Origin of the sequence: Nibricoccus aquaticus (genome assembly GCF_002310495.1) — a bacterium.
Taxonomy (GTDB): domain Bacteria; phylum Verrucomicrobiota; class Verrucomicrobiia; order Opitutales; family Opitutaceae; genus Nibricoccus; species Nibricoccus aquaticus.
Genome location: NZ_CP023344.1, coordinates 2,217,889 through 2,243,086 on the forward strand (window position 1 = coordinate 2,217,889; position 25,198 = coordinate 2,243,086).

At 63.4% G+C, this 25,198-nt stretch carries 22 protein-coding genes; 11 read left to right on the forward strand and 11 right to left on the reverse strand.

The window, feature by feature from the left end:
• Positions 1-31: 31 nt before the first annotated feature.
• A complete protein-coding gene (locus CMV30_RS08970) occupies positions 32-2,911 on the reverse strand; it encodes a PAS domain-containing hybrid sensor histidine kinase/response regulator (protein WP_096055705.1) in 2,880 nt (959 codons plus the stop codon).
• Positions 2,912-3,113: 202 nt separating this feature from the next.
• On the opposite strand from CMV30_RS08970, the gene CMV30_RS08975 reads away from it, so the two are divergent.
• On the forward strand, positions 3,114-3,842 hold the full coding sequence (locus CMV30_RS08975) for a DUF3299 domain-containing protein (protein WP_175414797.1): 729 nt from the start codon (positions 3,114-3,116) through the stop codon (positions 3,840-3,842).
• Between the two features lie 121 nt (positions 3,843-3,963).
• Here the strand turns inward: CMV30_RS08975 and CMV30_RS08980 are convergent, their stop codons facing one another.
• On the reverse strand, positions 3,964-4,419 hold the full coding sequence (locus CMV30_RS08980) for an acetolactate synthase (RefSeq protein ID WP_096055707.1): 456 nt from the start codon (positions 4,417-4,419) through the stop codon (positions 3,964-3,966).
• 252 nt (positions 4,420-4,671) lie between these two features.
• Here CMV30_RS08980 and CMV30_RS08985 point away from each other — a divergent pair, with 252 nt between their 5' ends.
• The 6 genes from CMV30_RS08985 to CMV30_RS09010 all read left to right on the forward strand — a co-directional run bounded on the left by CMV30_RS08985 (position 4,672) and on the right by CMV30_RS09010 (position 11,548).
• Complete coding sequence (locus CMV30_RS08985) at positions 4,672-5,532, forward strand: HDOD domain-containing protein (protein WP_096055708.1); 861 nt, start codon at positions 4,672-4,674, stop codon at positions 5,530-5,532.
• Positions 5,533-5,669: 137 nt separating this feature from the next.
• Complete coding sequence (locus tag CMV30_RS08990) at positions 5,670-6,521, forward strand: HDOD domain-containing protein (RefSeq protein WP_096055709.1); 852 nt, start codon at positions 5,670-5,672, stop codon at positions 6,519-6,521.
• 190 nt (positions 6,522-6,711) lie between these two features.
• On the forward strand, positions 6,712-7,551 hold the full coding sequence (locus CMV30_RS08995; protein ID WP_096055710.1) for a cation diffusion facilitator family transporter: 840 nt from the start codon (positions 6,712-6,714) through the stop codon (positions 7,549-7,551).
• 100 nt (positions 7,552-7,651) lie between these two features.
• On the forward strand, positions 7,652-9,478 hold the full coding sequence (locus CMV30_RS09000; RefSeq protein ID WP_096055711.1) for a phosphoenolpyruvate carboxykinase (GTP): 1,827 nt from the start codon (positions 7,652-7,654) through the stop codon (positions 9,476-9,478).
• 187 nt (positions 9,479-9,665) lie between these two features.
• Positions 9,666-10,352, forward strand: coding sequence for an ABC transporter ATP-binding protein (locus CMV30_RS09005; protein WP_096057696.1), 687 nt, complete (start codon positions 9,666-9,668; stop codon positions 10,350-10,352).
• A gap of 41 nt (positions 10,353-10,393) precedes the next feature.
• Complete coding sequence (locus CMV30_RS09010) at positions 10,394-11,548, forward strand: ABC transporter permease (protein WP_245844444.1); 1,155 nt, start codon at positions 10,394-10,396, stop codon at positions 11,546-11,548.
• Between the two features lie 13 nt (positions 11,549-11,561).
• On the opposite strand, the gene CMV30_RS09015 is transcribed toward CMV30_RS09010, so the two are convergent.
• Positions 11,562-12,296: a hypothetical protein gene (locus tag CMV30_RS09015; protein WP_096055713.1), complete on the reverse strand. Its 735-nt coding sequence runs from the start codon at positions 12,294-12,296 to the stop codon at positions 11,562-11,564.
• A gap of 333 nt (positions 12,297-12,629) precedes the next feature.
• Here CMV30_RS09015 and CMV30_RS09020 point away from each other — a divergent pair, with 333 nt between their 5' ends.
• The gene (locus tag CMV30_RS09020; RefSeq protein ID WP_096055714.1) at positions 12,630-13,373 is read left to right on the forward strand and encodes a GH12 family glycosyl hydrolase domain-containing protein; all 744 of its coding nucleotides are present in this window, start codon (positions 12,630-12,632) and stop codon (positions 13,371-13,373) included.
• A 123-nt stretch (positions 13,374-13,496) separates the two neighbouring features.
• Here CMV30_RS09020 and CMV30_RS09025 read toward each other — a convergent pair whose 3' ends face one another.
• Both CMV30_RS09025 and CMV30_RS09030 read right to left on the reverse strand, forming a co-directional pair.
• Positions 13,497-13,880: a hypothetical protein gene (locus CMV30_RS09025; protein WP_096055715.1), complete on the reverse strand. Its 384-nt coding sequence runs from the start codon at positions 13,878-13,880 to the stop codon at positions 13,497-13,499.
• A 21-nt stretch (positions 13,881-13,901) separates the two neighbouring features.
• On the reverse strand, positions 13,902-15,506 hold the full coding sequence (locus CMV30_RS09030; RefSeq protein ID WP_096055716.1) for a sigma-54-dependent transcriptional regulator: 1,605 nt from the start codon (positions 15,504-15,506) through the stop codon (positions 13,902-13,904).
• 358 nt (positions 15,507-15,864) lie between these two features.
• On the opposite strand from CMV30_RS09030, the gene CMV30_RS09035 reads away from it, so the two are divergent.
• Positions 15,865-16,614, forward strand: coding sequence for a PEP-CTERM sorting domain-containing protein (locus CMV30_RS09035; protein ID WP_096055717.1), 750 nt, complete (start codon positions 15,865-15,867; stop codon positions 16,612-16,614).
• 193 nt (positions 16,615-16,807) lie between these two features.
• Here the strand turns inward: CMV30_RS09035 and CMV30_RS09040 are convergent, their stop codons facing one another.
• Entirely contained in the window at positions 16,808-19,102 is a 2,295-nt protein-coding gene (locus tag CMV30_RS09040) for a PAS domain-containing hybrid sensor histidine kinase/response regulator (RefSeq protein ID WP_096055718.1), read from the reverse strand.
• A gap of 167 nt (positions 19,103-19,269) precedes the next feature.
• On the opposite strand from CMV30_RS09040, the gene CMV30_RS09045 reads away from it, so the two are divergent.
• Positions 19,270-19,659, forward strand: a complete 390-nt coding sequence (locus tag CMV30_RS09045; protein WP_096055719.1) for a hypothetical protein — start codon at positions 19,270-19,272, stop codon at positions 19,657-19,659.
• A gap of 192 nt (positions 19,660-19,851) precedes the next feature.
• Here the strand turns inward: CMV30_RS09045 and CMV30_RS09050 are convergent, their stop codons facing one another.
• The 5 genes from CMV30_RS09050 to fliD form a co-directional block, all read right to left on the reverse strand.
• The gene (locus CMV30_RS09050; RefSeq protein ID WP_096055720.1) at positions 19,852-20,235 is read right to left on the reverse strand and encodes a hypothetical protein; all 384 of its coding nucleotides are present in this window, start codon (positions 20,233-20,235) and stop codon (positions 19,852-19,854) included.
• A 68-nt stretch (positions 20,236-20,303) separates the two neighbouring features.
• On the reverse strand, positions 20,304-20,738 hold the full coding sequence (gene fliS, locus CMV30_RS09055) for a flagellar export chaperone FliS (RefSeq protein WP_245844445.1): 435 nt from the start codon (positions 20,736-20,738) through the stop codon (positions 20,304-20,306).
• Between the two features lie 9 nt (positions 20,739-20,747).
• Entirely contained in the window at positions 20,748-21,038 is a 291-nt protein-coding gene (locus tag CMV30_RS09060) for a hypothetical protein (RefSeq protein ID WP_096055722.1), read from the reverse strand.
• A gap of 115 nt (positions 21,039-21,153) precedes the next feature.
• Positions 21,154-21,855, reverse strand: coding sequence for a hypothetical protein (locus CMV30_RS09065; RefSeq protein ID WP_096055723.1), 702 nt, complete (start codon positions 21,853-21,855; stop codon positions 21,154-21,156).
• 40 nt (positions 21,856-21,895) lie between these two features.
• Positions 21,896-23,647 carry a flagellar filament capping protein FliD gene (fliD, locus tag CMV30_RS09070; RefSeq protein WP_096055724.1) on the reverse strand — a complete coding sequence of 584 codons (1,752 nt, stop codon included), beginning with the start codon at positions 23,645-23,647 and terminating at the stop codon, positions 21,896-21,898.
• 425 nt (positions 23,648-24,072) lie between these two features.
• Between fliD and CMV30_RS09075 the strand changes: the two genes are divergently transcribed.
• Positions 24,073-24,906, forward strand: a complete 834-nt coding sequence (locus CMV30_RS09075) for a flagellin (protein ID WP_096055725.1) — start codon at positions 24,073-24,075, stop codon at positions 24,904-24,906.
• The last annotated feature ends 292 nt before the right edge of the window (positions 24,907-25,198 follow it).

The window sequence follows — 25,198 nt, forward strand, 5'->3', positions numbered from 1 at the left end:
CTGCCTCGGAATCGGAGGCGTCGCGCGAGCCTTAGACGAGGGAGCGCAGGGTGCGTTTTTCCTGCCAGAGGAGGAGGCGGCCGTGGAGGTCGTCGGAGCGGACGGGTTTGGGGAGGAAGTCGTCCATGCCGGCGGCGAGGCAGGCTTCGCGGTCGCGGGTGGTGGTACTGGCGGTGAGGGCGATAATGACGGGCTGCTGTTCGGCGGCGACGAGGCGGCGGATTTCGCGGGTGGCGTCGAGGCCGTTCATCTCGGGCATGTGGAGATCCATGAAGACGAAGTCGTAGGGCTGGCGGAGAAGGGATTCGAGGGCTTCGCGTCCGTTGGCGGCGATGTCGGGGGTGAGGCCCATGCGTTCGAGGAGGGCGCGGGCGACGCGTTGGTTGACGGGGTTGTCCTCCACAACGAGGACGCGGGCGTTAGCGAGGGTGCGCGGGGTGGTGGGCGCGGGAACGGCGGGGCGGATTTCGAGATTGGGATCGAGGGCGCGGACGACGGCGTAGAGCAGCTGGCTGGATTTGACGGGCTTCGCGATGACTGAGGCGAAGAGGCCGTCGGCGGCGGCGGCGGCTTTGCGGCCGAGGGCGGTGAGGAGGACGGCGGGGAGCTCGGTGCCGGCGGCGGTGGTGCGTAGTTGGCGGGTGAATTCGATGCCGTCCATGCCGGGCATGAGGTGATCGGCGATGACGGCGTCGAACTCTTCGCCGCTGCGCAGGAGGGCGAGCGCGGCGAGGGCGGAGGGGACGGTGACGACGTGGCCGCCCCAGGATTCGAGGTGGAGTTTGAGGATTTCGCGGCTGGTGGGGTGGTCGTCCACCACGAGGAGGCGTTTATCGTACACGCGGGAGAGGCCGGCGGGGACGGGTTCGTCGGTGCGATCGACGGGTGGAAGCGGGATCTCGAAGTGGAAGCGGGAGCCGCGGCCGGCTTCGCTTTCGACCCAGATGGTGCCGTGCATGAGCTCGACGATGCGGCGGGAGATGGCGAGGCCGAGGCCGGTGCCGCCGTACACGCGGGTGGTGGAGGAATCGACCTGGCTGAAAGACTGGAAGAGGCGATCGAGGCGGTCGGCGGGGATGCCGATGCCGGTGTCGCGGACGGTAACGCGGAGGCGGGGTTGTTCGCCGGGTTTGGCGAGGGTCGTCGCCGAGATGAAGACTTCGCCGGCGGAGGTGAATTTGACGGCGTTGGTGAGGAGGTTGACGACGATCTGGCGGATGCGGGTGACGTCGCCGAGGAGGATGGCGGGGATGGAGCGGTCGATCCAGCAGGCGAGTTCGAGGTTTTTTTCGACGGCGCGGGGGGCGATGAGGTCGAGGGCGGACTCGATGCACTCGTGGAGGCTGAAAGGTTGTTGTTCGAGATCGAGTTTGCCGGATTCGATTTTGGAGAAATCGAGAATGTCGGTGATGAGGCTGAGGAGATTATCGGAGGCGGTGCGGACGGTGCCGACGTACTCGCGTTGCTCGGGGTCAAGGGGGGTGCCGAGGAGCAGGCCGCTCATGCCGATGACGGCGTTAAGCGGGGTGCGGATCTCGTGGGACATGTTGGCGAGGAACTCGGCTTTGGCGCGGGCGGCGCCGAGGGCTTCGTCTTTGGCGCGGGTGAGGGCGGCTTCGTTGGCTTTGCGTTCGGAGATGTCCTGGAAAGTGCCGGCGATGCGGACGGGCTGGCCGTCGCGGAGTTCGGGGTGGCCGATGGAGCGGGCCCAGAGGGGGCGGCCGGAGGCGGTCTCGATCTGGACTTCGAGATCCCAGGGGTTGCCGTGGGCGGTGGCGTGCTGGAGGGCGGCGTCGATGAGGCGGCGGTGTTCGGGCGGGTAGAAGGAGAGGGCTTGCTCGAGGGTGATCGGGATGCCGGGAGGCAGGTCGTGGAGGCGATAAGTCTCGGCGGACCAGGTTAGGGTTTTTTTGATGAGATCCAGTTCCCAACTACCGACGTGGGCGAGGGCCTGGGCGGCGCGGAGGCGGGCTTCGCTTTCGAGGAGTTTTTTCTCGGCGCGGCGTTGTTCGGTGAGGACTTCCGAGAAGATGGCGATGCCGCCGATAGAGCCGTCGGGTTCGCGCCAGGGGCGGCATTCCCAGCGGACGGTTTCTTCGGAGCCGTCGGCGAGGACGACGGTGGCGTCTTCGCCTTTTTCGACGGAGCCGGCGAGGCAGCGGCGGTAGGTGTCGCGCCAGTGGCGGGGAGTCGCGGGGAAGATGTCGAGGTGGGGGCGGCCGATGAGGCCGGTTTCGCGGAGGCCGTAGTCGGTGATCCAGCGCTGGCTGAGGGCGAGGTAGCGGAGGTCGCGGTCGAGGAGGGCGATGGCGGCGGGGGCGTGGCGGAAAAATTCTTCGAGCTGGGTTTTGCGGGCGAGGGCGGCCTGGGTGGCGGCGCGTTGGGAGGTGATGTCGCGGGCGGCGAGGACGAAGCCGTCGAGCTGGCCGGAGGGATCGCGTAACGCGGAGAGCATGATGTGCGCGGGGAGGCGGGAGCCGTCGCGGCGCAGGAGGGTCCATTCGCGTTCGCAGGGGAGGCCGCCGGGGGCGAGACGGAGGAGGGCGACTTCGGGGGGGCCGACGAAGGGTTCGTGGGTGTCGCGGCGGAGAGATTCGAGTTCGGCGCGGATTTCTTCAGGGGCGTAGAAAGTGGACGTGTTGACGAGGTGAACGACGTCGGAGGCGCGGTGGCCGAGGAGTTTTTCGGCGGCGGTATTAAAGAGACGGATGACGCCGTCGTTGTCGGCGGCGATGAGGGCGAGGCCGGGGTTGGCGAGCATGGCCTGGCTGAGGCCGGCGTGGCGGCGGGCGTCGGTGAGTGCGTCGCGGGTGCGTGCGTGCGCGCCTACCTGTCGTCTCCAGACGACAAGAAGTGCGAGAAAACACCCCGCGAGGCCGATGGAAAAGGCCAGGAGCTGATCGAAAGACATCCTGTGTGGGGCATCGGCACTCGGGCGCGTGAACCGAAGATCAAAGGAGTGTGAAAAATGTGTGAGGGAGAATCTTCAGGCCGCGCAAAGTGCGGGTGTCTGTGCGGTTCGATGGGTGTGATGAGCCGATTGAATAGCGGGGATGTGGTGCGAAGTTTTGACCGTGGGCGGGGCGTGTGCTTGGGTCGGTCGGTTGACTGACATGAATTTTTCAAAGCCGCTTTCCATCGTCCGCATCGCAACGCGCGGGAGGTTTGCGCGCATGAGCCGGGTGGTGGCCGGGGTGGTGAGTGTGGGTGGGGCGGATGGGCGGGCGGCGATTTTTAAGAATGGGTTTGTGGATCACTCGATTTGTTGCGCGTCGGGCGGGCCGCTGAGCATGGATGGGATGGTGGTGCGGGGGAGTGGTGGTGGCGGTGCGGGGGCGTTTCAGCCGGTGAGTACAGGCGGGACGTCTGAGGCCGGGGAGAATAATTCGGCTTCAGAGGCACCGGCGGGTCCACCGAAGGAAGTGGACGGGCACGTGCAGCTGGAGTTTGCGCGGTTGTCGGATTTCAAGATCGAGGCGCCGGCGTATGATCCGGCGGTGAAGCCGGAGGAGGCACTGGCTGTCGTGGACAAGCAGATACCGGAGGCGATCAAGCGTTTCGATGGGAAGCGGGCGCAGATCACGGGGTTCATGCTGCCGGTGAAGATGGAGGGGCAGCTGGTGAGCCAGTTTTTGCTGATGCGGGACCAGATGATGTGCTGCTACGGGGTGGTGCCGCGCATGAACGACTGGATCGTGGTGCATGTGGCGAAGCCGGTGAAGTTCACGCCGGATGTGCCGGTCAGTTTTCGCGGGAAGCTGAGCGTGAAGGCCATGCAGGAGCAGGGGTTTATCACGGGGATTTATCTGCTGGAAGAGGCGGTGCCGGGGCCGGGGAAGTGAGGCGGCGCGGCGAATGACCAGTGACCAGTGCGCTGGCGCGAGTAGCAGGAAAGCGGGTGGGGGCTAACGGCGGGGTTAAGGCTACCCCGCCCTACCTCGGAGGCGCGCGGCTACGCGGAGGTCAGCGGGCGATGTCGTGCTGGGTGAGGACTTTGAAGCCGTGGTGGCCGAGGGATTGGGCGGCGACGTCGGCGTCCTCGATGTTGAGGGCGAGGGCGGATTTGCCCTCGGGGCGTTTGATGAAGCTGTAGATGTAGTGGATGTTGATCTCGGCTTCGAAGAGGGCGGCGAGGACGGACTTGAGGTCGCCTTCGTCGGTGATTTCGACGGCGAGGACATCGCATTCGGTGTAGGGAAAATCGTTATTCACCATGAGCTCGCGGGCCTTGTCGGGGTCGTCGACGATCAGGCGCATGATCGTGCTGTCCGTGGTGTCGAGCGTGGTGAGCGCCATGATGTGGACGTTCTGCGCTTTGAGCAGACCGCAGAGGTCGTAGAGGCGGCCGACGCGGTTTTCCGCGAAGACGGAGAACTGTTTGACGGGATCGGTGCCGAGGGAGGTGAGCTTTGCGGCCATGGTGCGAAGTGCGGGCGGGAAACGTGGACGGGTGGTTGCGGACGGTCAACTGCGGGGGCGTGCGACGGTGATTGGGTGGAGGTGGAGGCGGCGCTTGGATAAGTGCCGGTCCGGTTGGGGCGCGGGGCGTGGAGGAGTTGTTAGAGAGTTATCAAGGAGCTCCCGGGCGGGCGGAAAAAATCCCTCAGGGGAGAATCCGAGCTTCAGTGTCGGCGCGGGTCGTCGATAGGGAGTTACCGTCTTTTTCAAATCATGGCTGATACCACCGCAGGCTCTTCGACGATTCGGGATAACATTCTGCGTCTCGCGCGGAAGCTTCCCGCAGCGCCGCACATTTTCGGCAGGCTCGGGCTGTTGCTCGGCAACATGAACGCGGATCTGGATAACATCGTGCGCCTGGTGGCGGTGGACTCGGGCCTGACGGGTCGCGTGATCCGGATGAGCAACAGCGTGTTTTATCGCGGTGACGAGCCGGTGCGCTCGCTGGACGAAGCGGTGAACCGCGTCGGGTTTCGCGAGATGCACAAGATGGTCGGCGTCGCGATGAGCGAGCAACTTTTTCAGGGAGGTCTGCCGGTTTATAATCTGAGTGCCGAAGAGATGTGGGAAAACTCGGTCGTCACCGCTCTCGCCATGGAGCACGTGGCGCGCGCTGTCGGCGAAGACGAGGGCGAGGCTTACACGCTCGGACTGCTGCGGCCGGTGGGGAAACTCGTGCTGGATATGCTGCTGCAAGTGGAGCATCCGGGGGTGAATTGTCCCGACTCGGACACTCTCGATTTGCCGAAGTGGGAACGCGCGTGGGCAGACATCACGAGCAACGAGACGGGGGCGATGATTTTAGAGGAATGGAAAATGCCGGAGCCGATGTTCACGGGCGTGCGCCAGCATTATGGGCATGAATCCGAGGGCAGCCGGATGGCGGCGTTGCTGCATGTGGCGTGCTGGATGACCCATCAGTTGGGCAAAGGATTGAAGGCCGAAGCGCGGCAGTGGGAACTCACGCCGGATCTGCTCACGCGGGCGGGCGTCAATGAGGAGACGGTGCAGACGTGTTTGAAAGAAACGCAGGAAGCGCTCGAGGAGTTGAAGGACCGCTTGAAGGCGGCTTGAGCGAGGCGGGCGACGCAGAGGTCGTCGCTCCTGGGGCTAAGACAGATCGCTGCGCGCTCGCGGCTACGGCGTCTAAATCGCGTGGTTTGGGTGTGAATTTTTAACGGGGCGCGTCGATTAGCTGGGGAGCCTCCCCCATGACTCCTCCGACTTCGGATACCCTGCTCAGGGATCATATCCTCCGCCTTGCCCAGAAACTGCCGGCTTCGCCGCAAATTTTCACCCGGTTGAGCTTGTTGCTCGACGACGTGAACGCCGACTTGGACAAGATCGTGAATCTGATCAGTATCGACACGGGTCTTACGTCGCGTGTGTTGAGACTGAGCAACAGTGTTTTTTTTCGCGGCTCCAGTTCTGTGCAGTCGCTCGATGAGGCGATCAACCGAGTGGGGTTTCGAGAAGTTCACAAGATGGTGGGCATGGCGATGACGGAGCAGCTTTTCAAAGATGGTCTCCCGGCGTACCGCATGAGCGCGCGGCAGGTCTGGGAGAACTCTATCGCGACGGCGCTGGCGATGGAGTCGATCGCGCGGGAATCGAGCCAGGACGAGCAGACGGCGTACACGGTCGGCATTTTGCGCCAGATCGGGAAGCTCGTGATCGGAAAAATCATCGAGAAGGAGCAGCCGGGCGCGATCTGTCCGGACGATCTGGATATCCTTTCGTGGGAGCGCGCGCGGTTGAACATCACGAGTCACGAAGCGGCGGCGTATATTCTGGAGTCGTGGAAACTGCCGCGGCCGGTCGTCCAGGGCATGCGGTTTCAGCATGAGCCCGAGGCACACGCGAGCGACGGACCGATCGGTGCGCAGTTTCACCTGGCGGGCTGGGTCGGCGGGATGCTCGGCGTGAGCACGAAGTCGGAGGCGACTTTATGGGAACTCACGGCCGACCGGCTCGATCTCGCCGGGGTTTCGGAAGAGTTCATGCAACGCTGCGCGGATGATACGCGCACGGAGCTGGAGGCGCTGAAGTTGCAGGTGGCGTAAGGGCGTGGTGCGCGTTCGCCGGTGGTGAGGCCGGTGGAGCGTGTAAGAGCGCGGGGTGAAAGCAGGCGTGAATTTTTTTGCCTGAAAGCGGACGGGAGGCGTGCGTAACTTCACGACGTTGAACGAAAAAAACTCCAATCACCCTACTGCTGATGTCGCTCAATTGGCGCGGGATAGTTCCGGGCTGGTCATGCGAGGCATCGCGCTAAACGCGACGCTCGCGGCGGTGAAGATCGCGGGTGGTGTCATCGGCAATACTTACGCGCTGATCGCCGACGGCGTGGAGTCGCTGGTGGATATTTTCTCGTCGGCGCTGGTCTGGGCGGGATTGCGTGTGGCGGTGCGGCCGCCGGACGACAATCATCCCTATGGGCACGGCAAGGCGGAGTCGCTCGCGGGGCTGGCGGTGGCGCTATTCATGTTGTTCGCGGCGGGCTGGATTGGCTGGCACTCGGTGCATGAGATCCGCACACCGCACCATGCGCCGCATTGGGGTACGTTACCTCTGCTCGCGGGAATCATCGGGGTGAAATATGCGTTTTCTAGGAAGCTCGTGGAAGTGGGTCGCGAAGCGGGAAGCACCTCGCTCGGAATTGAGGCGTGGCATCATCTCGCGGATGCGCTGACTTCAGCGGCGGCGTTTATCGGCATCGCGATCGCGGTCTGGGGCGGAGCGGGCTATGAAAGTGCGGACGATTGGGCGGCGCTGGCCGCGTGTCTGGTGATCGCGATCAACGGCGTTACGCTGGCGCGGCGCGCGCTCGACGACGTGATGGATGTGGCTGTGCCGCGTGAATTTGAAACACAGATACGCGCCACGGCTGCGGCAGTGCCGGGTGTGCGTGGACTGGAGAAATGCCGCATCCGTAAGAGCGGGCTTCAGCACATCGTGGACATTCATGTGGAAGTGGATGGGCGGCTGAGCGTGCATGAAGGTCACCGGATCGCTGGGGCGGTGAAGCACGCGTTGCTCGCATCGCCGCATCGGGTGAGCGATGTGTTGGTGCATATCGAGCCGGCGGCGGAGTGATGAGGGCCGGAGTTGGTGCTCGTAGCGAAATCACGCGAGGCGCGGACAATATTTCGGGGCGGCTGGCGCTGGCCCGTATTTTGCAGTAAGTCGTTTTCCCATGACTACGCGCGCCCCGGCCAGACCGCTCAGCAAAAACAAGCATCTGCTCAAGTGGGTCGAGAAGATCGCTGCGCTGACGAAGCCGGCGGCGATTCACTGGGTGGATGGCTCGAAGGCGGAGTACGACGGGCTGTGCCGGCAGATGGTGGAGGCGGGGACGTTGACGAAGCTGAACCAAAAGCTGTGGCCGGGATGTTATTATGCGCGATCCGATGCGAGTGACGTGGCGCGGGTGGAGGACCGGACGTTTATCTGTTCGCTGTCGAAGGATGGCGCGGGGCCGACGAACAACTGGGTGGAGCCATTCGAGATGCGGCGGAAGTTGAAGAAGCTTTTCGCGGGCTGCATGGCGGGGCGGACGATGTATGTGCTGCCGTTCAGCATGGGGCCGGTGGGGTCGCCGATGGCTCAGATCGGCGTGGAGCTGACGGACTCGCCGTATGTCGTCGTGAACATGCGGATCATGGCGCGGATCGGCCTGCCGGTTTTTAAGGAGATCGATAAAGCTGAGAAGCGCGTGGTGCCGTGCGTGCACTCGGTGGGCGCACCGCTGCTCGGGAAGGCGAAGGATGTGGCGTGGCCGTGCAATGCGGAGAAGTACATTGTTCACTTCCCGGAGACGCGGGAGATCTGGTCGTTTGGTTCCGGATACGGCGGCAATGCGCTGCTCGGGAAGAAGTGTTTCGCGCTGCGCATCGCGTCGAACATGGCGCGCGACGAAGGGTGGATGGCGGAGCACATGCTGATCCTCGGCGTAGAGGATCCGAAGGGAGAAAAGACGTACGTGGCGGCGGCGTTTCCGAGCGCGTGCGGGAAGACGAATTTCGCGATGATGATCCCGCCTGCGCATTTCCAAAAGCAGGGCTGGAAGATCCGGACGGTCGGCGACGATATCGCGTGGATCAAACCGGATGCGAACGGGCGGCTGCGCGCGCTGAATCCGGAGGCGGGCTTTTTCGGCGTGGCACCGGGGACGTCGGTGAAGACGAATCCGAATGCGATGGCGGCGCTGGCGAAGAACACGATCTTCACGAATGTCGCGCTCACGCCGGACGGCGGTGTGTGGTGGGAAGGGATGACGGAGACGCCGCCGGAGAAGTGTACCGACTGGCAGGGAAATCCGTGGACGCCGGAGATCGGAAAGGAAAAAGGCGTGAAGGCGGCGCATCCGAATTCGCGTTTCACGGCGCCGGCTTCGCAGTGTCCGACGATCGATCCGGATTGGGAAAATCCGGAGGGCGTGCCGCTGAGCGCGATCATTTTTGGCGGGCGGCGGGCGACGACGATGCCGTTGATTTATCAGGCGTTCAACTGGTCGGGCGGCGTGTACACGGGCGCGACTATGGGCTCGGAGATGACGGCGGCAGCAGCGGGAACTGTTGGGAAAGTGCGGCGCGATCCGATGGCGATGCTGCCGTTCTGCGGATATCACATGGCGGATTATTTCCGGCACTGGATCAAGATGCAGCGCAAGCTGACGGAGACGCCGCGGGTGTTTAACGTGAACTGGTTTCGCAAAGACTCAGACGGAAAATTCGTGTGGCCGGGGTTCAGCGAGAATATGCGCGTGCTGAAGTGGATCGTGGATCGCGCGCGTGGACGGGCGCTCGGACGGGAAACGCCGTTGGGGTGGATGCCGCGTTATGAGGACATCGACTGGAGCGGACTGGAGTTTCCGAAGGAGAAATTTGACGCGATCATGGCAGTGGACCGAACGGCGTGGCGGAAGGAGATCATGGAGCACGAGGAGTTGTTTCTCGATCTGCACGCGCATTTGCCGAAGGAGATGGTGTATGAGCGCGAGCTGTTGATTTGCCGGTTGTGAGGCGGGCGTGGCGGGAGGGCTGGAGGTGGCTCACGCAAAGGCGCGAAGGCGCAAAGTAGAGGAGAGTGATGGGGCGCGGCGGATTTTTCGGTGGTTGTTCGCGGATGGAGTCCAACCGGCGGGGTTAAGGCTAACCCGCCCTACCTCTGACTTGCGGAGCGCGGAAATGGCGGCACGGTGGGTGGCCATGCTTGCGATTCATGCGTTGAAGAAATCGTTCGTGACGCCCGAGGGCGTGCGCGGCGCGGTGGTGGATGTCGCGGAGTTTGCGCTCGGCGCGGGCGAGCAAGTTGCGCTGCGCGGAGAGAGCGGATCGGGAAAGACGACGTTTTTGCATTTGATCGCGGGTATCCTGGCGGCGGATTCGGGGAAGATTATGGTCGATGGTGCGGAGATGACGGCGCTCGGAGAAGCGGGGCGCGACAAACTGCGGGCGGGGAAGATCGGTTATATTTTCCAGACGTTTAATCTGCTGCAGGGCTGCACGGTGCTGGAAAACGTGATGCTCGGGATGGCGTTTGGGCCGGGGGGAGCGGATCGTGGACGGGCAAAAGAGATTTTAAGACGCGTCGGACTGGAGGCGCGGATGGAGCATTTCCCGAGGCAGCTTTCGACGGGGCAGCAGCAGCGCGTGGCGGTGGCGCGGGCGCTGGTGAACCGGCCGAAGCTGGTGCTGGCGGATGAGCCGACGGGGAATCTGGACCGGAGAAATTCGGCGGAGGCGCTCAGGCTGATTCGCGAGACGTGTCGTGAGAGCGGCGCGGCTTTGCTGCTCGTGAGTCACGATGAAGAGGTGCTGGCGCAGTTTGCCGGGGCGCGGGATTTCGCGGCGCTGAACCGAGCGGGTGGGATGATTGCGGAGGGTTCGAAATGACTATCCCGCGACTGATTTATCGGAGTCTTCGGCAACATGCGTTGTCCACGTTGGTAACCGCCGGGAGTATCGCGCTGGCGGCGGGGTTGCTCATGGCGGTGTGGATGGTGAAGACGCAGGCGCAGCGGGCGTTTACGGAGACGACTACGGGGTTTGACGCGGTGCTCGGGGCGCGCGGGTCGAAGCTGCAGCTGGTGCTCAACGCGATTTTCCATCTGGAGGCGTCGCCGGGGAATCTGGCGTGGGCGGATTATGAGCAGATCGCGAAGCATCCGGCGGTGAAGGCGGCGGTGCCGATCGCGGTGGGGGATAATTTTGAAGGCTGGCGAATCGTGGGGACGGTGCCGGAGCTGTTCACGACGGTGGAGTTCGATGCGGGGCGGAGGTACGCGTTTGCGAGTGGGGGAATATTTGGCGATGGGCGCGAGGCGGTGGTGGGGAGTTTTGCGGCGCAGAAACTCGGGTGGAAGGTCGGCGACACGTTCCGGCCGTATCATGGGCTCAACTTCGACCCGGCGGCGCAGCACGAGGAGGTTTTCAAGGTTGTGGGGATTCTGGCGCCGACGAACACGCCGGCGGACCGGGTGATCTGGATTCCGATCAAGGGTGTGCAGACGATGAGCGGTCACGATCCGCGGGCGGCGACTGATGTGAGCGCGGTGTTGCTGCAACTGCGCGCGGCGACGGCGGGGATCATGCTCGATGTGATGTACAACAAGCAGGGCAACCGGCTGACGCTGGCTTATCCGACGGGGGCGATCATCGCGGATTTATTTTCGAAGATCGGCTGGTTCGACCGGGTGCTGGAGTTGGTGGCGTATCTTGTGGCGCTGGTGGCGGCGGGATCGGTGCTGGCGTGCATCTATGCGTCGATGAGCGCGCGGCAGCGGGACATCGCGATCTTGCGGGCGCTGGGTGCGCGGAGGCGGACGATTTTTGGCGCGGTGGTGGCGGAGGCGGCGGCGATCGGGGCGTTGGGTGCGGTTGCGGGCTTTGGGATTTATTTTGGGTTACTCGTCGGCGTGGCTGAGGTGATTCGCGCGCAGACGGGCGTGGTGCTCGCGGTGAGCGAGTGGCACGAGGTGTTGTGGATGTGTCCGCTGGGGATGATCGTACTCGCGGCGCTCGGTGGAATCGTGCCGGCGGTGAAGGCTTACCGGGTGCCGGTGGCGGAGACGCTGGCGCCGGTGTCGTGAGCTGCGCGGGAGATCAGCGGCGAATGACGACGGCGGCGGCGACTTTGGGGGTTTTGGTCTCTTCGGGCGTGGGCTGAATCTGCGGGGCGCGCGGGGTGTTGGTCTGGGTGTGGCGAGCGGACGAGTTGTTGCGCGAGTTTTGAACGGGGCCGGGGCGGTTGACGGAGGGCTTTTGATCGGGGCGCGATTGGCGGTCGTCGTGGACGTGGCGGTTGCGGGGTTTTTCGTTCCAGCGCGGGGTGCAGTCGTCGGCGGGGTGCGGGGTGTAGATGTAACGCGGGTAGGAGCGGTTGAAGGAGACGTACTCGTACACGACTTCGGTGCGTTGGGCGGCGATGCGGGCGGCCTCGGCTTCGGCGAGACGGGCGGTAGCTTCCTGGGCGGCGATCTGGGCGTTGAGGAGGGCGGTCTGTTCGCGTTCGAGGCGGATGAGGGCGGAGCGGGCGGCCTCGGCCTGGTGAAAGGCGTCGGCTCGGGCGCGGGCTTCGGCGGCCTGGCGGTCGGCTTCGCGAGCGGCGACTTCATCGAACGGATACGCGGCGCGGAGATCGGTGGGGAGGAGGGTTTTCTCGATGCCGCTGAGGCCGTGGGTGTGCTTGATGACGACTTTGCGCGGAGTCTGGGAGACGATGGTGGCATCGTGGAAGGTGCGGCCGTCGGTGAGCGTGATTTTGGCGGCGGAGGCGGCGGGCAGGAGGGAAGCGAACGCTAGAAGGAGGATGGCCGAGGCGGCGAGAGAGCGTTTCATGGGTGGAGGGGCAGGTGGGAAGTGGAGCTGGCGGATGGTGAGATGGACAGGGAATGTGGGAGGAAGCTCCGGTGGCGCGAGCAGGGTGGCGGTTTCGGCGGAGGGAGAGGAAGTTAGCGGGAGTTATCGATTGGCGGAGCGAGTGCGGAGGACGTGTTGGCAGGTGTGGCGGGTTGACATTGGCGGGGTTGGTTTATTGCTAAATCACGCGGCCACACCCCGTTGTTACCCCACGACCGGCCGTTCTGCATCTTGGCGCGTCGCCGACTTTCTCCCCGACGGCGCGCTGGTCCACGTCGGACCTAAGCCGGGAGGAAACAACCCCAATACCCCATGAGAACGATCCTTCGTTCACGTTTGTTCGCGGTGGCGTTTGTCGCTGCCGCTTTCTCGGCGCTCGTATCAACCGTTAACGCGCAGGCCTGGTCCTCGACGGATCGCTGGGGCACGTGGAATAATGGCGGCTACACGCTTTATAATAATGTCTGGGGCTCAGGCTATGGGCCGCAGACGATCTGGGCGAATTCGTTCAGCAACTGGGGTGTGTGGGCGAATCATCCGAACACGGGCGGGATCAAGTCGTACCCGAATGTGACGCGTTATGTGGGCAAGAAGCTGAGCGCGGTGGGGACGTTGCGCTCGACGTTTAATGCGACCACGCCGTCGGGCGGCGCGTGGGTGTCGGCCTTCGATTTGTGGGATACGAACCACGCGTACGAAGTGATGCTCTGGATGAATTATACGGGTAACGCGAACGGCAGCGGCAACGTGAAGCCGATCTCGCATAACTGGAATGCGCAGGGCAACGCGGTGCCGGTTTACACGAACGTGAGTGTCGGCGGGCACACGTGGAATGTGTTTCGCGGTCACAACGGCGGGAACGAAGTGTTCTCGTTTTTGCGCACGACGAAAACGAACAACGGAACGGTGGATCACAAAGCCATCTTCAACTGGATTCGCGCGCGCGGCTGGATCGGCGACATCACGGTCGGCGATATCCAGTACGGCTTCGAGATCACGTCTACCGGCGGCGGTAAGGATTTCCGCGTAAATAGTTATTCGGTGACGTCGAACTGAGGATCGAGTGACGATCGCTTGTAGGGCTGGGTCGGTGTGTTTGCGGCTGCGATACCGACTGCGGTGGCGAACGGCGCGGACCAGAGGTCCGGCCCTACAAATACTCAGCAACTGTTTACCGTGTCACCGGGTGATGAACTTTGCGTATGTCGCTTCAAATTCATCACGAGTTTTCCGAAAATAGTCGCACACTACTTTGTCGGCAGTTGGCCGGTCTGCTGGAATCGCGAAACGCCTTTTGGCGGAAAAAAGCCGGGAAAAACTGGACTGAAAACAGAGGCGATCTGAATGAAACTCGATCGCGTCGTGTCCGGCACACATAATTTCAAGGAAGTCTTGGTCAGAACGTGATAAGCCGAAGGTAGTTTTTTCGAGAGATTCCTCGCCGGAAACGTAGGTCTTCAACCCCGCGTCGTACACTGTCCTAAGCTCACTCAGCGCTCGTTGCTCATCACAATCGCCAAGTTCAACCAGAGATAGCGAACGATCCTGTTTGTAGATTTTCATTCCGAGGAGCGTGGCCGTTGCTCACTCCCCGTCGCCATCGCCTTCGATCGTTTCGCCTTGGGCGCGGTATTCGTTCAGTTTGTTGCGCAAAGTGCGGATGCTGATTTTGAGCATCTCTGCGGTCTTGGTGCGGTTGCCGTTGGTCGCGCGCAGTGCGCTGAGGATGGCCTGCTTTTCCATTTCCTCGAGGGGGATGATCGGTGCGGGAGCTGGCGCGGCGCTGGCGGTTTCTGGAGCGGCGGGGGCGACTGGGAAAGAAGGCGGCGTGGCGGTCGGCACCATCGGGGGCGTCGAAAAGTTGAGCGGAGGCGTGGTGCCGTGCGACGGGGTGGGGAAAGGCGGGACCGTCGGTGCGGCGGTGGGCGCGGGGGCGTTGAAAATCGGGAGTGGCTCGGGCATCGGCGGGCTCGAGGAGGCCGAGGCGGAAACGGGGATGGCGGCTCCGACCATGCTGCGGCCAGCGAGCGATGGGAGGCCAAGGGCGGCGGTGGAGATGGGGCGGCCGGTTTCGGAGAGGATCACCGCGCGCTCGATGGTGTTCTGGAGTTCGCGGACGTTACCGGGCCATGGATACGTGGTGAGAGCGGTGACGGCGGTTTCGGAGAAGCCGGGAATTTTCAGGCCGTGCTTGCGGGCGCAGCGGCGGAGGAATGCTTCGGCGAGGATGACGATGTCTTCGGCTCGTTCGCGGAGTGGCGGTACTTGGACGGGGAATACGTTGAGGCGGTAGTAGAGGTCGGAGCGGAAGTGGCCCTTTTCCACGAAGTGCATGAGGTCGCGGTTGGAGGTGGCGAGGAGGCGGACGTTGACCTTGATGGTCTTGGTGCCGCCGACGCGCTCGAACTCGCGTTCCTGGAGGACGCGGAGGAGTTTGGCCTGGAGGTTGGGCGGGATCTCGGAGACTTCGTCGAGGAGGAGGGTGCCGCGGTTGGCGAGTTCGAAGCGGCCTTCGCGGCGGTCGGTAGCGCCGGTGAAGGAGCCTTTCTCGTGGCCGAAGAGTTCGCTCTCGATGAGGTTTTCCGAGAGGGCGGCGCAGTTGATTTTGATGTAGGGCTCGTTGCGGCGCGGGGAGTGGCGGTAGAGCTCGCGGGCGATCATCTCTTTGCCGGTGCCGTTTTCGCCGGTGATGAGGACGGTGGCATCGGTCGGGGCAACGCGGTCCACGAGCTGGCGGAGGCGCTGCATGGCGGGGCCTTTGCCGAGGAGATCGCCTTCGCCGCCGTCCTGCTCGCTAAAGTAGCGGTTCACTTTGACGAGCTGGCGGTAGGAGTCGGCTTTCTTGAGGATGATCTCAATCTGGCCGGGAGAGAAGGGCTTGATGAGGTAGTCGAAGGCACCGGCTCTCATGCAGGAGACGGCGCTTTCGATGGTGCCGTGGCCGGTCATCATGACGACAAGCGGGCGGTCTGGGAGGGTGCTGACGCGTTCGAGGAATTGCTGGCCGTCGCCGTCGGGGAGGCGGACGTCGAGCATGATGAGGTCGAAGGTTTCCTTCGCGAGGACCGCCTCGGCCTGGGCGATGGAGCTGGCGATGGTGACCGTGAATTTTTTGCGCTTAAAGAGCTCGTCGAGGACTTTCTGGATGAGGGGTTCGTCGTCGAGAACGAGGATTCTTTCGAGTGACATGGGTCGTGAGGCGCGGGGGCTGCGGCGAACGAGGAGATGGGCGGGCGTTTGTCGGCCTGTCGCGAGACGGGCGATGAAGGCGCCGAGGCCCCGGCCTCCTCTGTCGCAGCCGGGAAAGGGTGGTGGCGGTGCGAACAATTGGCGGCGAGACGGGTTTGGCAATCGCGCAAAATGGTTCAGCGGAAGAAGTCGGGTGCGGAGCGTTCGTGTGAGCGCGATTCATGCGAGGAGGCATCGAACGGTAAGACGGCAAATTGGGGTGAATCAGGGAAACCCCTATGGTTTGGGCTGCAAGGCTCCTGCAATATGACGGCTCTACTTCTTGCACTAGTTTTATCCCACCCACACCAAACATCCCATGACCACGATCTCTTCCCTCAAGTGCGGCCTGTTCGCATTGGCAGCCGGCCTGATGGCTACTTCGGCCTCGGCGCAACTCATCACGACCCTCACGAGCACCTCACAGGGCTGGTACAACAGCGATGGCGATACCAGCCTACCTACGGGTAATTATTTGGTAGGTTCGGTCGAGGGCGTTTCCTTCAATAACTTTTTCGTTTTCGACCGTTCAGCCGATCCGTTGCTGGCGTCGGTAGAGATTCGCAAAGCGACCTTGGAACTGTTCATCCCGCAGAACCTGCTGGATTTTGGGGGCAGCTATTTTTCGACGGATGCGAATGATACGGGTGCGCTTTTTTCGCTCTATAAATTTGAGGGCGACAAGGCGGCGTTGAAAGACGGTACCGGTGGTTTCTCGGCGTTCGCCGATCTGGGTGCGGATGCGGGTGGTATCTTTGGTTCCCGTGCGGTCTCTTCGGCGGACAATGTCCCTGGGGCGCTGATCACGGTCGATCTGACGGCTTACTTCCTGGACTACATCAACACGCTGGGTGGCGAGTTTGTGCTGGGTGGCGCGCTTTCTAATCCGAATGACGCGGCGACGGATGCCGAGTTTATGTTTGGTTACTCGGAGAATTCTCCGATGGCCTCCCTCCGTCTGGAGTTCGTCGCGGTGCCGGAGCCTTCGACTTATGGCCTGATCGGCGCGGGTGTGCTCGGTCTGCTGGTCTGGCGTCGGCGTTCGGTCAAAGCTGCGAACAAGCGCTGAGACTCGGATCGAAGCCGAAAACTGATTTTATCAGGCGGACCTGCGAAATGCGGGTCCGCTTTTTTTGTGCCCGGGTGCGAGGAGAGTGATGCTTCTTGGCGGATGGAGGTTTAGCGGACGACACGGAGGTCGTCCCTCCATGAGGAGGCGGAGGCGTTGCGGCCAGGGGGCGAGCGCGTCGGCTGAGCGCTGATCAGGAGGGGATGAGGGCGCGGATTTGTTTGAGCACCTTCGAGGGAACGTAAGGTTTGGGCAGATACGCGACGGGTTCGGCGAGGCCGCGGTGGCGGTCGCCGGAGCGGAAGGCACCGGAGGCGATGAGGAGGGGTAGGCCGGGGGATTCGGCGCGGAGGGCTTCGGCGACCTGCCAGCCGTCGAGGGAGGGGAGGCCGATGTCGGTGAAGAGGAGGGCGATTTCGTCGCGGTGCGCGCGGAAGAGGCGGACGGCTTCGGCGCCGTCGCGGGCCCAGAGGACGCGCCAGCCTTCGGAGGGGAGGAGTTCGAGCCAGAGGGCGCCGATGTCTTGCTCGTCTTCGACGAGGAGGATGGTGCGGCGGTCGCTTGTGGGGGTGTCGGAAGGTTCGTCCGGTGCGGGCGGGAGGACGGGCTCGGCGACCGTGGGGGCGCGTGGAAGGAGGAGGTGGACACTGGTGCCTTGGCCGGGGGCGGAATCGACTTCGATGAGGCCTCGGTGGGCGCGCATGATGCCGTAAACGACGGCGAGGCCGAGGCCGCGGACTTCGGGGCCTTTGTTGCGCGCGAAGAAGGGTTCGAACATGCGGGCGCGGGTGGCGGCGTCCATGCCGCGGCCGGTGTCTTGGACGGAGACGCGGAGGAAGTTTTTGGATTCGGCGGTGGTGGCGCCGGGGGCGAAGATAGACTGGCGGACCTCGGTGGTGTTGACGGTGAGGTTGCCGCCTTCGGGCATGGCGTCGCGGGCGTTTTCCAGGAGTTTCTGGATGGCCTGGCCAAACTGGATGGGGTCGATGGTGAGTCTGGCGTCGGCGGCACCGTAGTTGCGGATGATGTGGATCGAGGGCGACCAGTCGGCGCAGGTGCGGGCGATAACGTCGTCGAGGAGCGCGTGGACGTCGGTGGGGGAGAGTTCGGCGTCTTGGGTGTTGGCGAAGAGCTGGAGCTGGCGGACGACATCGGCGCCGCGGCGGCCGGCGTCGATGATGGTGTCGGCGTAGTGGCCGAGGCGGGCGGGGTCGTCGGCGGATTCGCGCAGGAGGGATGCGTAGCCGAGGACGATGGCCAGCATGTTATTAAAGTCGTGGGCGATGCCGCCGGCGAGGGTGCCGAGGCTTTCGAGCTGGGAGGCTTCGTGGAGGCGGCTCTCCATTTTTTTGCGTTCGCGGAGGTCGGCGACGATGACTAGCTGGCCGGCACCGGTTTCGAGGGGGACGACGGTGATTTCGGCGGGGAAGTGTTCGCCGCGGGCGCTGGAGCACTCGGCTTCGCAGGGGGTGCCTTGGGAGACGCGGGCGCGGGCGAGTTCGCGGGCGGGGAGTAGGGTGTCGGCGTCGCGGCCGGAGACTTCAGCGGCGCTGATACCGAAGAGGCGGGTGAAGGCGTGGTTGCACTGGGTGACGCGGCCGGCGGGGTCGATCAGGCAGAGGCCGAGGGGGACGGCTTCGTAAACCGAATCGAGCAAGGCATGCATGGCTTTGAGGCTGTCCTCGGCCATGCGGCGGCGGGTGATGTCGCGAGTGGTGGAGACGATGTCGGCGGGGAGGCCGGTGGCGGGGTCGCGTCGGGTTTTGCTGGTGGTCTCGGTCCAGAGGTGGGTGCCGTCTTTTTTAAGGAGGCGGTGGACGAGGACACTTTCGGCGCGGGTGGTGAAGTGGTCTTCGAAAGTGCGCTGGAGTTGGGGGAAGTCGTCGGGGTGGACGAGGTCGGAGAGGGGGCGGCTGATGATTTCGTCGGGGGACCAGCCGAGCATGGCCTCACTGGAGGTGGAGGCGTAGGTGCAGATGCCGTCGGCGTTGCTGATGGTGATGAGGTCGCGGATGTAGTCGGAGAGGAGGCGTTGCTGGGCCTCGCTTTGGCGGAGGGCGTCGCGGAGTTCGAGGTGGTCGGTGACGTCGGTGAGGACGCCGACCCAGTGGGCGGAGGTTTTGCCCTGATTCGAGAGGGGATAGAGGTGGAGATCGGCCCAGAAGACGGTGCCGTCTTTGCGGGAGGCGGGGAGGGATTTGCGCCAGGACTGGGTGCCGCGCATGACGGCGTCGACGCGTTCCCATTCGAACTGGCCGCCAGGTGGGCGAAGGAGTTCGGCGAGGGAGCGGCCGACGCTATCGGCGCGGGAGTGGCCAGTGAGTTGAGTGAAGGCGGCGTTGGCGTGGGTGATGACGCGGGCAGCACCGTGGGAGGCCTCGCAGATGACGAGGGCCTGGGTGGACTCGGAGGCGACGCGCGACATGAGCGCGTCGAGACGAGCCGTGTCGCTGGGGGCGGGCGGGAATTTTTCGGGTGAAGCTGGCACTGAGGACGATGGAGATGAAGGTGATGCTGGAGCGCCCTTCAATCGTTAAAGCCTAATGAAAATGTTAAACCGGGGTATCGGGCGGTTGGAGAAAATCTTAAATAGAACTTCAGGCTTTTTGTGATGAGCCGATTTTCAGGGAGCACTGTTACTGCATCTTTCACACCATGGCCCCTCGTTTGTTATCCCTCCTGACTTTGATCGAATCGGCGCTTTCGCAGAATGAGTCGCCGTCGGTGGCGAAGGGGAGGCCGAGGAGGACGGTGAATTTTCACAAGGGGCTGGCACGGCTTTCGTTTAACGATGGGTCGGGGGCGATTTTGTTACAGGGTTTCACGCTGGCGGACGGGCAGATTTGCGTGAAGGCGATGCTGGAGTGGGCGGGTGCGTTGAAGCCGGGGGTGCAGTCGGTCTATCCGAAGGAAGATTTTAACTGGTCGGGTGCGGCGCACCGGATCGCTGAGGCGTGGATGGATGGGCCGCCGCCGGAAGAGGCAGTGATGGCGACCTCATCGTCTAGAGAGAGTGGCGAGGGCGATCTGGCAGCGGCTGGGTGAGGTGTTTGCGCGCGGCTGGGGGATGGGAAATTTCTTTTGAGGCTCGGGAGCGGCGTGCGGTTCTTCGTGCAGTAAGCCGTGGGGCAGCGGGACGCGTTTGGGCGTTTTGCACGTGACGGACTGCGAGTTGCGGGCGTCGTCGGAGGCCACGCTTTAACACGCGCGGCTACTCGGATCGGCGGCGGTGTCGGCTCAGGCTTCGCGGGCGAAGGAGAGGGTGGGCGCTGAGGCGTAGGCGGCGCCGTAAGAGGGGCGCAGTTTTTGGGCGCGGGTCTGGGCGGTGCGGACTTGGTCGAGGTGGCCGCGGGTTTCGCTGATGGCGGTGTCGAGGCGATCGGCTTGGGCGCGTTGGGCGCTGATAAGGCGTTGGGCGCGGAGTTGCACGGAGTCGTCGAGACCTGAGGCTACGCCTGGTTGGAAGAGGAGTTCGACGATGCGGGCGACGAGGGGTTGCTCGCGGGCTTGGACGGCGATCGCTTCAGGGAAAAAGCCGTGGTCGAGGAGCAAGTGCTCTTCGGCGGTCAGGGTCTCGAGCGCGCCGAGGAGGCGGCTGATGGTTTGCTGGGCGGTTTCCATGAAAGGCCGTGAGCAGTGTGAAAGCGGGAGGCGACGAAGCCGATGGGGAGTTCGTCGCGAGGGTGCGTTCAGGCGACGCCGCGGGCTTGGTGCATGCCGCCGGCGTCCTGGGTGCGGAGCATTTCGGCCCAGCCGTCGCGGAGGTCGCGGACGAGTTTTTCGACTTCGATGACGGGTTCTACTTTTTTGCGCATGTTGGCCTCCATGAGGCGGCGCAGGTAGTAGTCGTAGAGGCGGTCGAGATTGGCGGCGTGGTCTCCACCGGCCTCGTGGTTGAGGCTGGATTGGAGTTCGGCGATGATGTTCTGCGCCTTGAGGAGGTTCGTGTTGATGATCTCGATGCGGCGCGCGTTTTCGTCGGTGGACTGAAGGGCGTCGCGGGCGTGGCCGAGGAAGCGGAGAGCCCCGTCGTAAAGCATCAGGATGAGTTGTCCGGGGCTGGCGGTGAGGACGGCCTGGGCCTGATAGGCCCGGGCGTAACCGGGGGCGACCATGGAAGACATGGGTGGAGATTATTCGGAGTCTGCGGCGTCGCGGGTTTCCGTCATCAGCTTGGCGAGACCTTCGATGATCTCGCGGGGCGGATAGTTGGCATCGACGGCGAGGGCTTTACCGCGGGCGACGACTTCGGGACGGATTTCGGGAGAGTTGTTCAAGGCTTCGCGCAGGGCTTGGGAGCTGGAGCTGGAGAGGCGTTCGCCGGAATCGGCTTCGGCCTTGGGGGTGGATGCCTGCTTGGCGGTTGAGAGCGCAGCGGCGTCCGTCCGGTTATAACCGTGAAGGTGGGACGTGGAGTGTATCATGATGGGTTGTTCTGGGAGGAACGGTCAGCCCGGGAAGGGAAGCGATACAAGGGAACGCCGTTGGTTGATGAGAGAGTATCGGCGCAGCAAGGCGCTGGCTTTAGCAAAAATTTGTTCATTTGGCGGGAGTCGTTTCGGGGGCGAAGCGCGGGGGCAGAGTCTCGAAGGTGGCGGCGGCGGCGTAAGCGGCGAAGCGGGTGGGGTTTTGGAGAATGGTGTGGCTGAGATCGGCGGGGCCGGAGGACTTGGCGAGGTTGAGGGCGTGGCGGCGGGCGGAGTTGGCGACGGTGGGGTCGGCGGCGGAAAAATTCACGTCGGCGGCCCAGAGGATTTGGGTTTCGCGGATGGGGGCGAGGCGGGCGCGGACGCCAAGGGAGAGGGGCGGGTAGGGGGAGTAGGCGGTGAGATCGACGAAGAGGACGGCGTCGGCGGCGTACTGGTTGTAGATGTTAAAGAGGCGGTCGATGAAGCCGGGGGGCAGGGGGGAGGTGGAGTTGAGCTGGCGGGCGCCGGTGACGCGGGCGAGTTCGTCGCGGGTTAGGGTGACGACTTCGAAGCGGGCGGCCTGGTTGAGCTCGGTGAGGAAGGCGGCGTCGAGGCGGTTGAGGTTATCCTCGGGGATGGCGAGGCCGTCGGCGGAGACGGGGAGGAGCAGGACGCGGCGGATGTTGGCGGGGAGCCGTGGGGCGGAGACCGTGACGTTGGCGGGGGTGAAGAAGGGGCCGGATTTGGCGCCGTCGCGTTTGATGGGGAGCTGGGCGCAGCCGGACTGGCCGAGCGCGAGCGCGGCGAGCAGGAGGAGGCGGAGCGATGTCATGGGAAAACGGATGCGCGTGAGGCGCGGGGCTGGCCAGCCATTAAGAGTTGCTGGTGCTGCTGAAGGCGCTGGTGAGCTGGGCCGACATGTTCTTGATGGTGGCCTGGGCGTTTTCCATGGCGAGGAAGCCGGCTTCCATGCGGGCTTTTTCGGAGGCGAGCTGGCGTTCGATGTTGGCGATCTGCTGGTCGATGCTGGTGTTGCCCTTGGTGAGGGTTTCTTTTTGCGAGCCCAACATGCCGCCCGAGCCGGTGCCGGAGGTGCCGATGAGGCTGGTGTTAAAGGTTTCGAATTTGGCGGCGAAGCCGGTGCTGGCGGTCTTGAAGAAGGCTTCGACCTCGGAGGGTTTATCACGGAGGGCGGCCTCTAATTTGGAGGGATCCTTGATGGCGAGTTCGGAGGTGCCGGCGGTGAAATCGATGCCGAGATTTTCGAGGCGGGAGATGGTTCCGGAAAGGCCGCTGACGGCGGAGAAGGCGGTGGAGCGAAGGGTGGATTGCCAGGACTGGATCTCGCGGTTGTTGGCGAGGACGGCGGAGGTGACCTTGCCGTTGGCGGAGGTGATCTTGGTGGCGGTGTCGATGTAGGACTGGACCGCGTTGAACTTCTTAATGAATTCGTCGATCGCGCCCTTCATGCCGGTGGTGTTGGCATCGACGGTGATGGTCTGGCTGGCCTCGGTGTTGGCGGTGAGGCTGAGGCCGGTGATGCCGTGGGAGGCGGCGGTAAATGTGTTGCTCGTGCTGGTGAGCGTGGGGCCGCCGTTGACGGTGAACTGGGCGTCGTCGCCGCGCGCGAGCGTGGAGGAGCCGGAGAGGCCGACGGCGTCGAGGAAGCCGCCGGCAGCTTCGCTGACGCTGAGGCCTAGGTCGCCCGTGCTCTTGTTGGTGAGAACGACGCGGTCGGCGGCGGCGTCGTACGTGGCGTTGACACCGGCCGAGGAGCTGCTGATGCGGCCGAGTACGGCGGAGAGGGAGTCGGTGTTGACGTTATAGGCGATGCTGACGCCGTTGACCGTGAAGGTGCCGTTGCCGGAGCCGTCAACCGCGGTAATGGAATTGCGGAGACGGGAGCTGGCGAGCGGGGCGCTCTGGCTGGTGGCGCCGAGGGCGGTGCCGCTTTCGATGACGCCGGTGTTGTTGCCATTGGCGAGGCGGGCGACGGCGAGGAAGTTGGAGGTGTCGTTGGACGCGCCGAGGGTGATCGGGTTGCTGGCCGGGACGGAGGTGAGCGAAATTTTATCAGTGGTGGAGTCGTAGCTGCCGACGACTGCACCGCTGGTGGCGGTGGAGATTTTATCGAAGACGTCTTGAAGGGAGTCGGTGAGGGCGACGGTGATCTTGGCGCCGTTGACGGTGAAATCGCCGGCCGTGACAGCCGTGGCGGTGGGCATCGAGGCGATGGTGACGCCGGTGACGTTGTTGGTCGCGCTGAGGCCGAGGCCGATGTCGCCCGCGCCGGAGCGCTTGGTGGTCGTGGCGAGCTGGGTGACGTTAAAATTGTAGGCGCCGGTGGCGGTGCCGCTGGTGGCGCTGGTGGACCAGGAGGAGCCAGTCGTAGTGGAGGTGGCGCTACGACCGGTGAAGAGGCCTTCGGACTTGAGCGCGCGGGAGGCGGTCTGGAGCTCGTTGAGGCGGGTACCGAGGTTATCGAGGGCGGAGACCTTGTTGTTATTAGTGGTCTTCTCGGCCTGGAGACGGGTGATGGGCGCGCGGTTGAGCTCCATGACTTCATCCATGAAGGATTTCCAGTCGAAGCCTGAGATGAGTCCGGAGAGTTGTATGGAGGCCATGGCGAAAAGGGCTAGATGTGGAGAGACACTAAGGGCGCTATCGGGGGCATCGGTACAAAGAGGGCGTACTTAAGCAGTGGTAAGAAAATCGTCACAGACTGCCGGGAGTCGGATCTCGAGTTGGGCGCTTTCTATTAGTGAAGCACGTGCGCGGACTGGAGACCGCTGGGAGCGGAAAGGGGGGATGTTTTCCGGTTTCTTTCGGGCGGAAAATGGCCGCGCCGGTCTTCCTCTGGAAGAAATTTTCAAACGGTTTTCAGAGGAGAAACCGGGGGCGCGGAGATTTTTTCTGTTTTCGCTTAAAGTTTGTTCAGCCCCGGTCCGTTTAATTCCGCATCTGAGAGACTTCTCTTAGACGAGCGATCCGGCTCTCCCTCGGATCCGTCGCCACACGGACGTGGTAGTTAAAATCAAGGAAGATTCCCATGTCAGTCGTAATCAACACCAACTATTCCGCCACGGTTGCCTCGAACAACTTGGCTATGTCCAATCAGAACCTGCAGAAGAGCCTCAATCGTCTCTCTAGCGGTTCCAAAATTGTTTCCCCGGCCGATGATGCCGGTGGTCTCGCCGTTTCCATGAAGTTGTCCGCCGCAGCCAAGCGCTCCGGTGCGGCCGCGATCAACATCGGCAACTCCGCCTCGTACCTGCAAACGCAGGACGGCGTGCTCAAAGTCACCGGCAAGGTGCTCGAGCGCATGAGCGAGCTGAAGACCCTCTATAACGATCCGACGAAGAATAGCACCGACCTCTCGAACTATGATTCGGAGTTCACGTCGCTCCAAGCACAGCTCACGTCACTGGTCGCTGAAAAATTTAACGGCGTCACTCTGTTCGGTTCCACCGGTTCGGCCGGTCTCACCGTCTCGGTCACTGAAGACGGCAGCACCACTTCCGCTGTTACCCTCGCTAACCGGGATCTTTCCAGCACCGCGACCGGTATCGGTGCCCTCACGGTCAGCTCGATCACGAGCCTCGGTTCTTCCGGCCTCACCCTCACCGCGATCACGTCCGCGATCCAGAACGTCGCCACTTTCCGCGCCCAGAACGGCGCCGAGCAAAGCCGCCTCTCGTTCGCCGCCGAACTGCTCACGGTCAACAAGGCCAACCTCGAAGCCGCCAACAGCCGCATCATCGATGTGGACGTGGCCTCGGAGTCCACACAGCTCGCCCGCTGGAATACTCTCGTGCAGGCCGGTACTGCGATGCTCTCACAGGCCAATCAGAGCGCCCAGACCGCGCTCCGTCTCCTGCAGTAATAAAAAGTCTTTAGTCCGCCACCGGTTCTCCCACGCCATCTCCGACAGGTCCGCTGCTTCTCGCGCCAAACGAGATCCAGCCATACGCCGGAGAGGGGGAACGCCAGGTGTTGAATTTGAAAAAGCGGGAGCGTCTCGCGCCAAACGAACGCTCCGTCCGCAAGTCAGAGATTCCGGATACATCCGGATCGTTCCTTACTACCACTTAGCAAGCTAGCAAATCAAAGCCCGGCTCCCTTCCGCGCGCGCATCTCTCTCGATGCGCGGCCACCGAAGGAGAGTCCGGGCTATC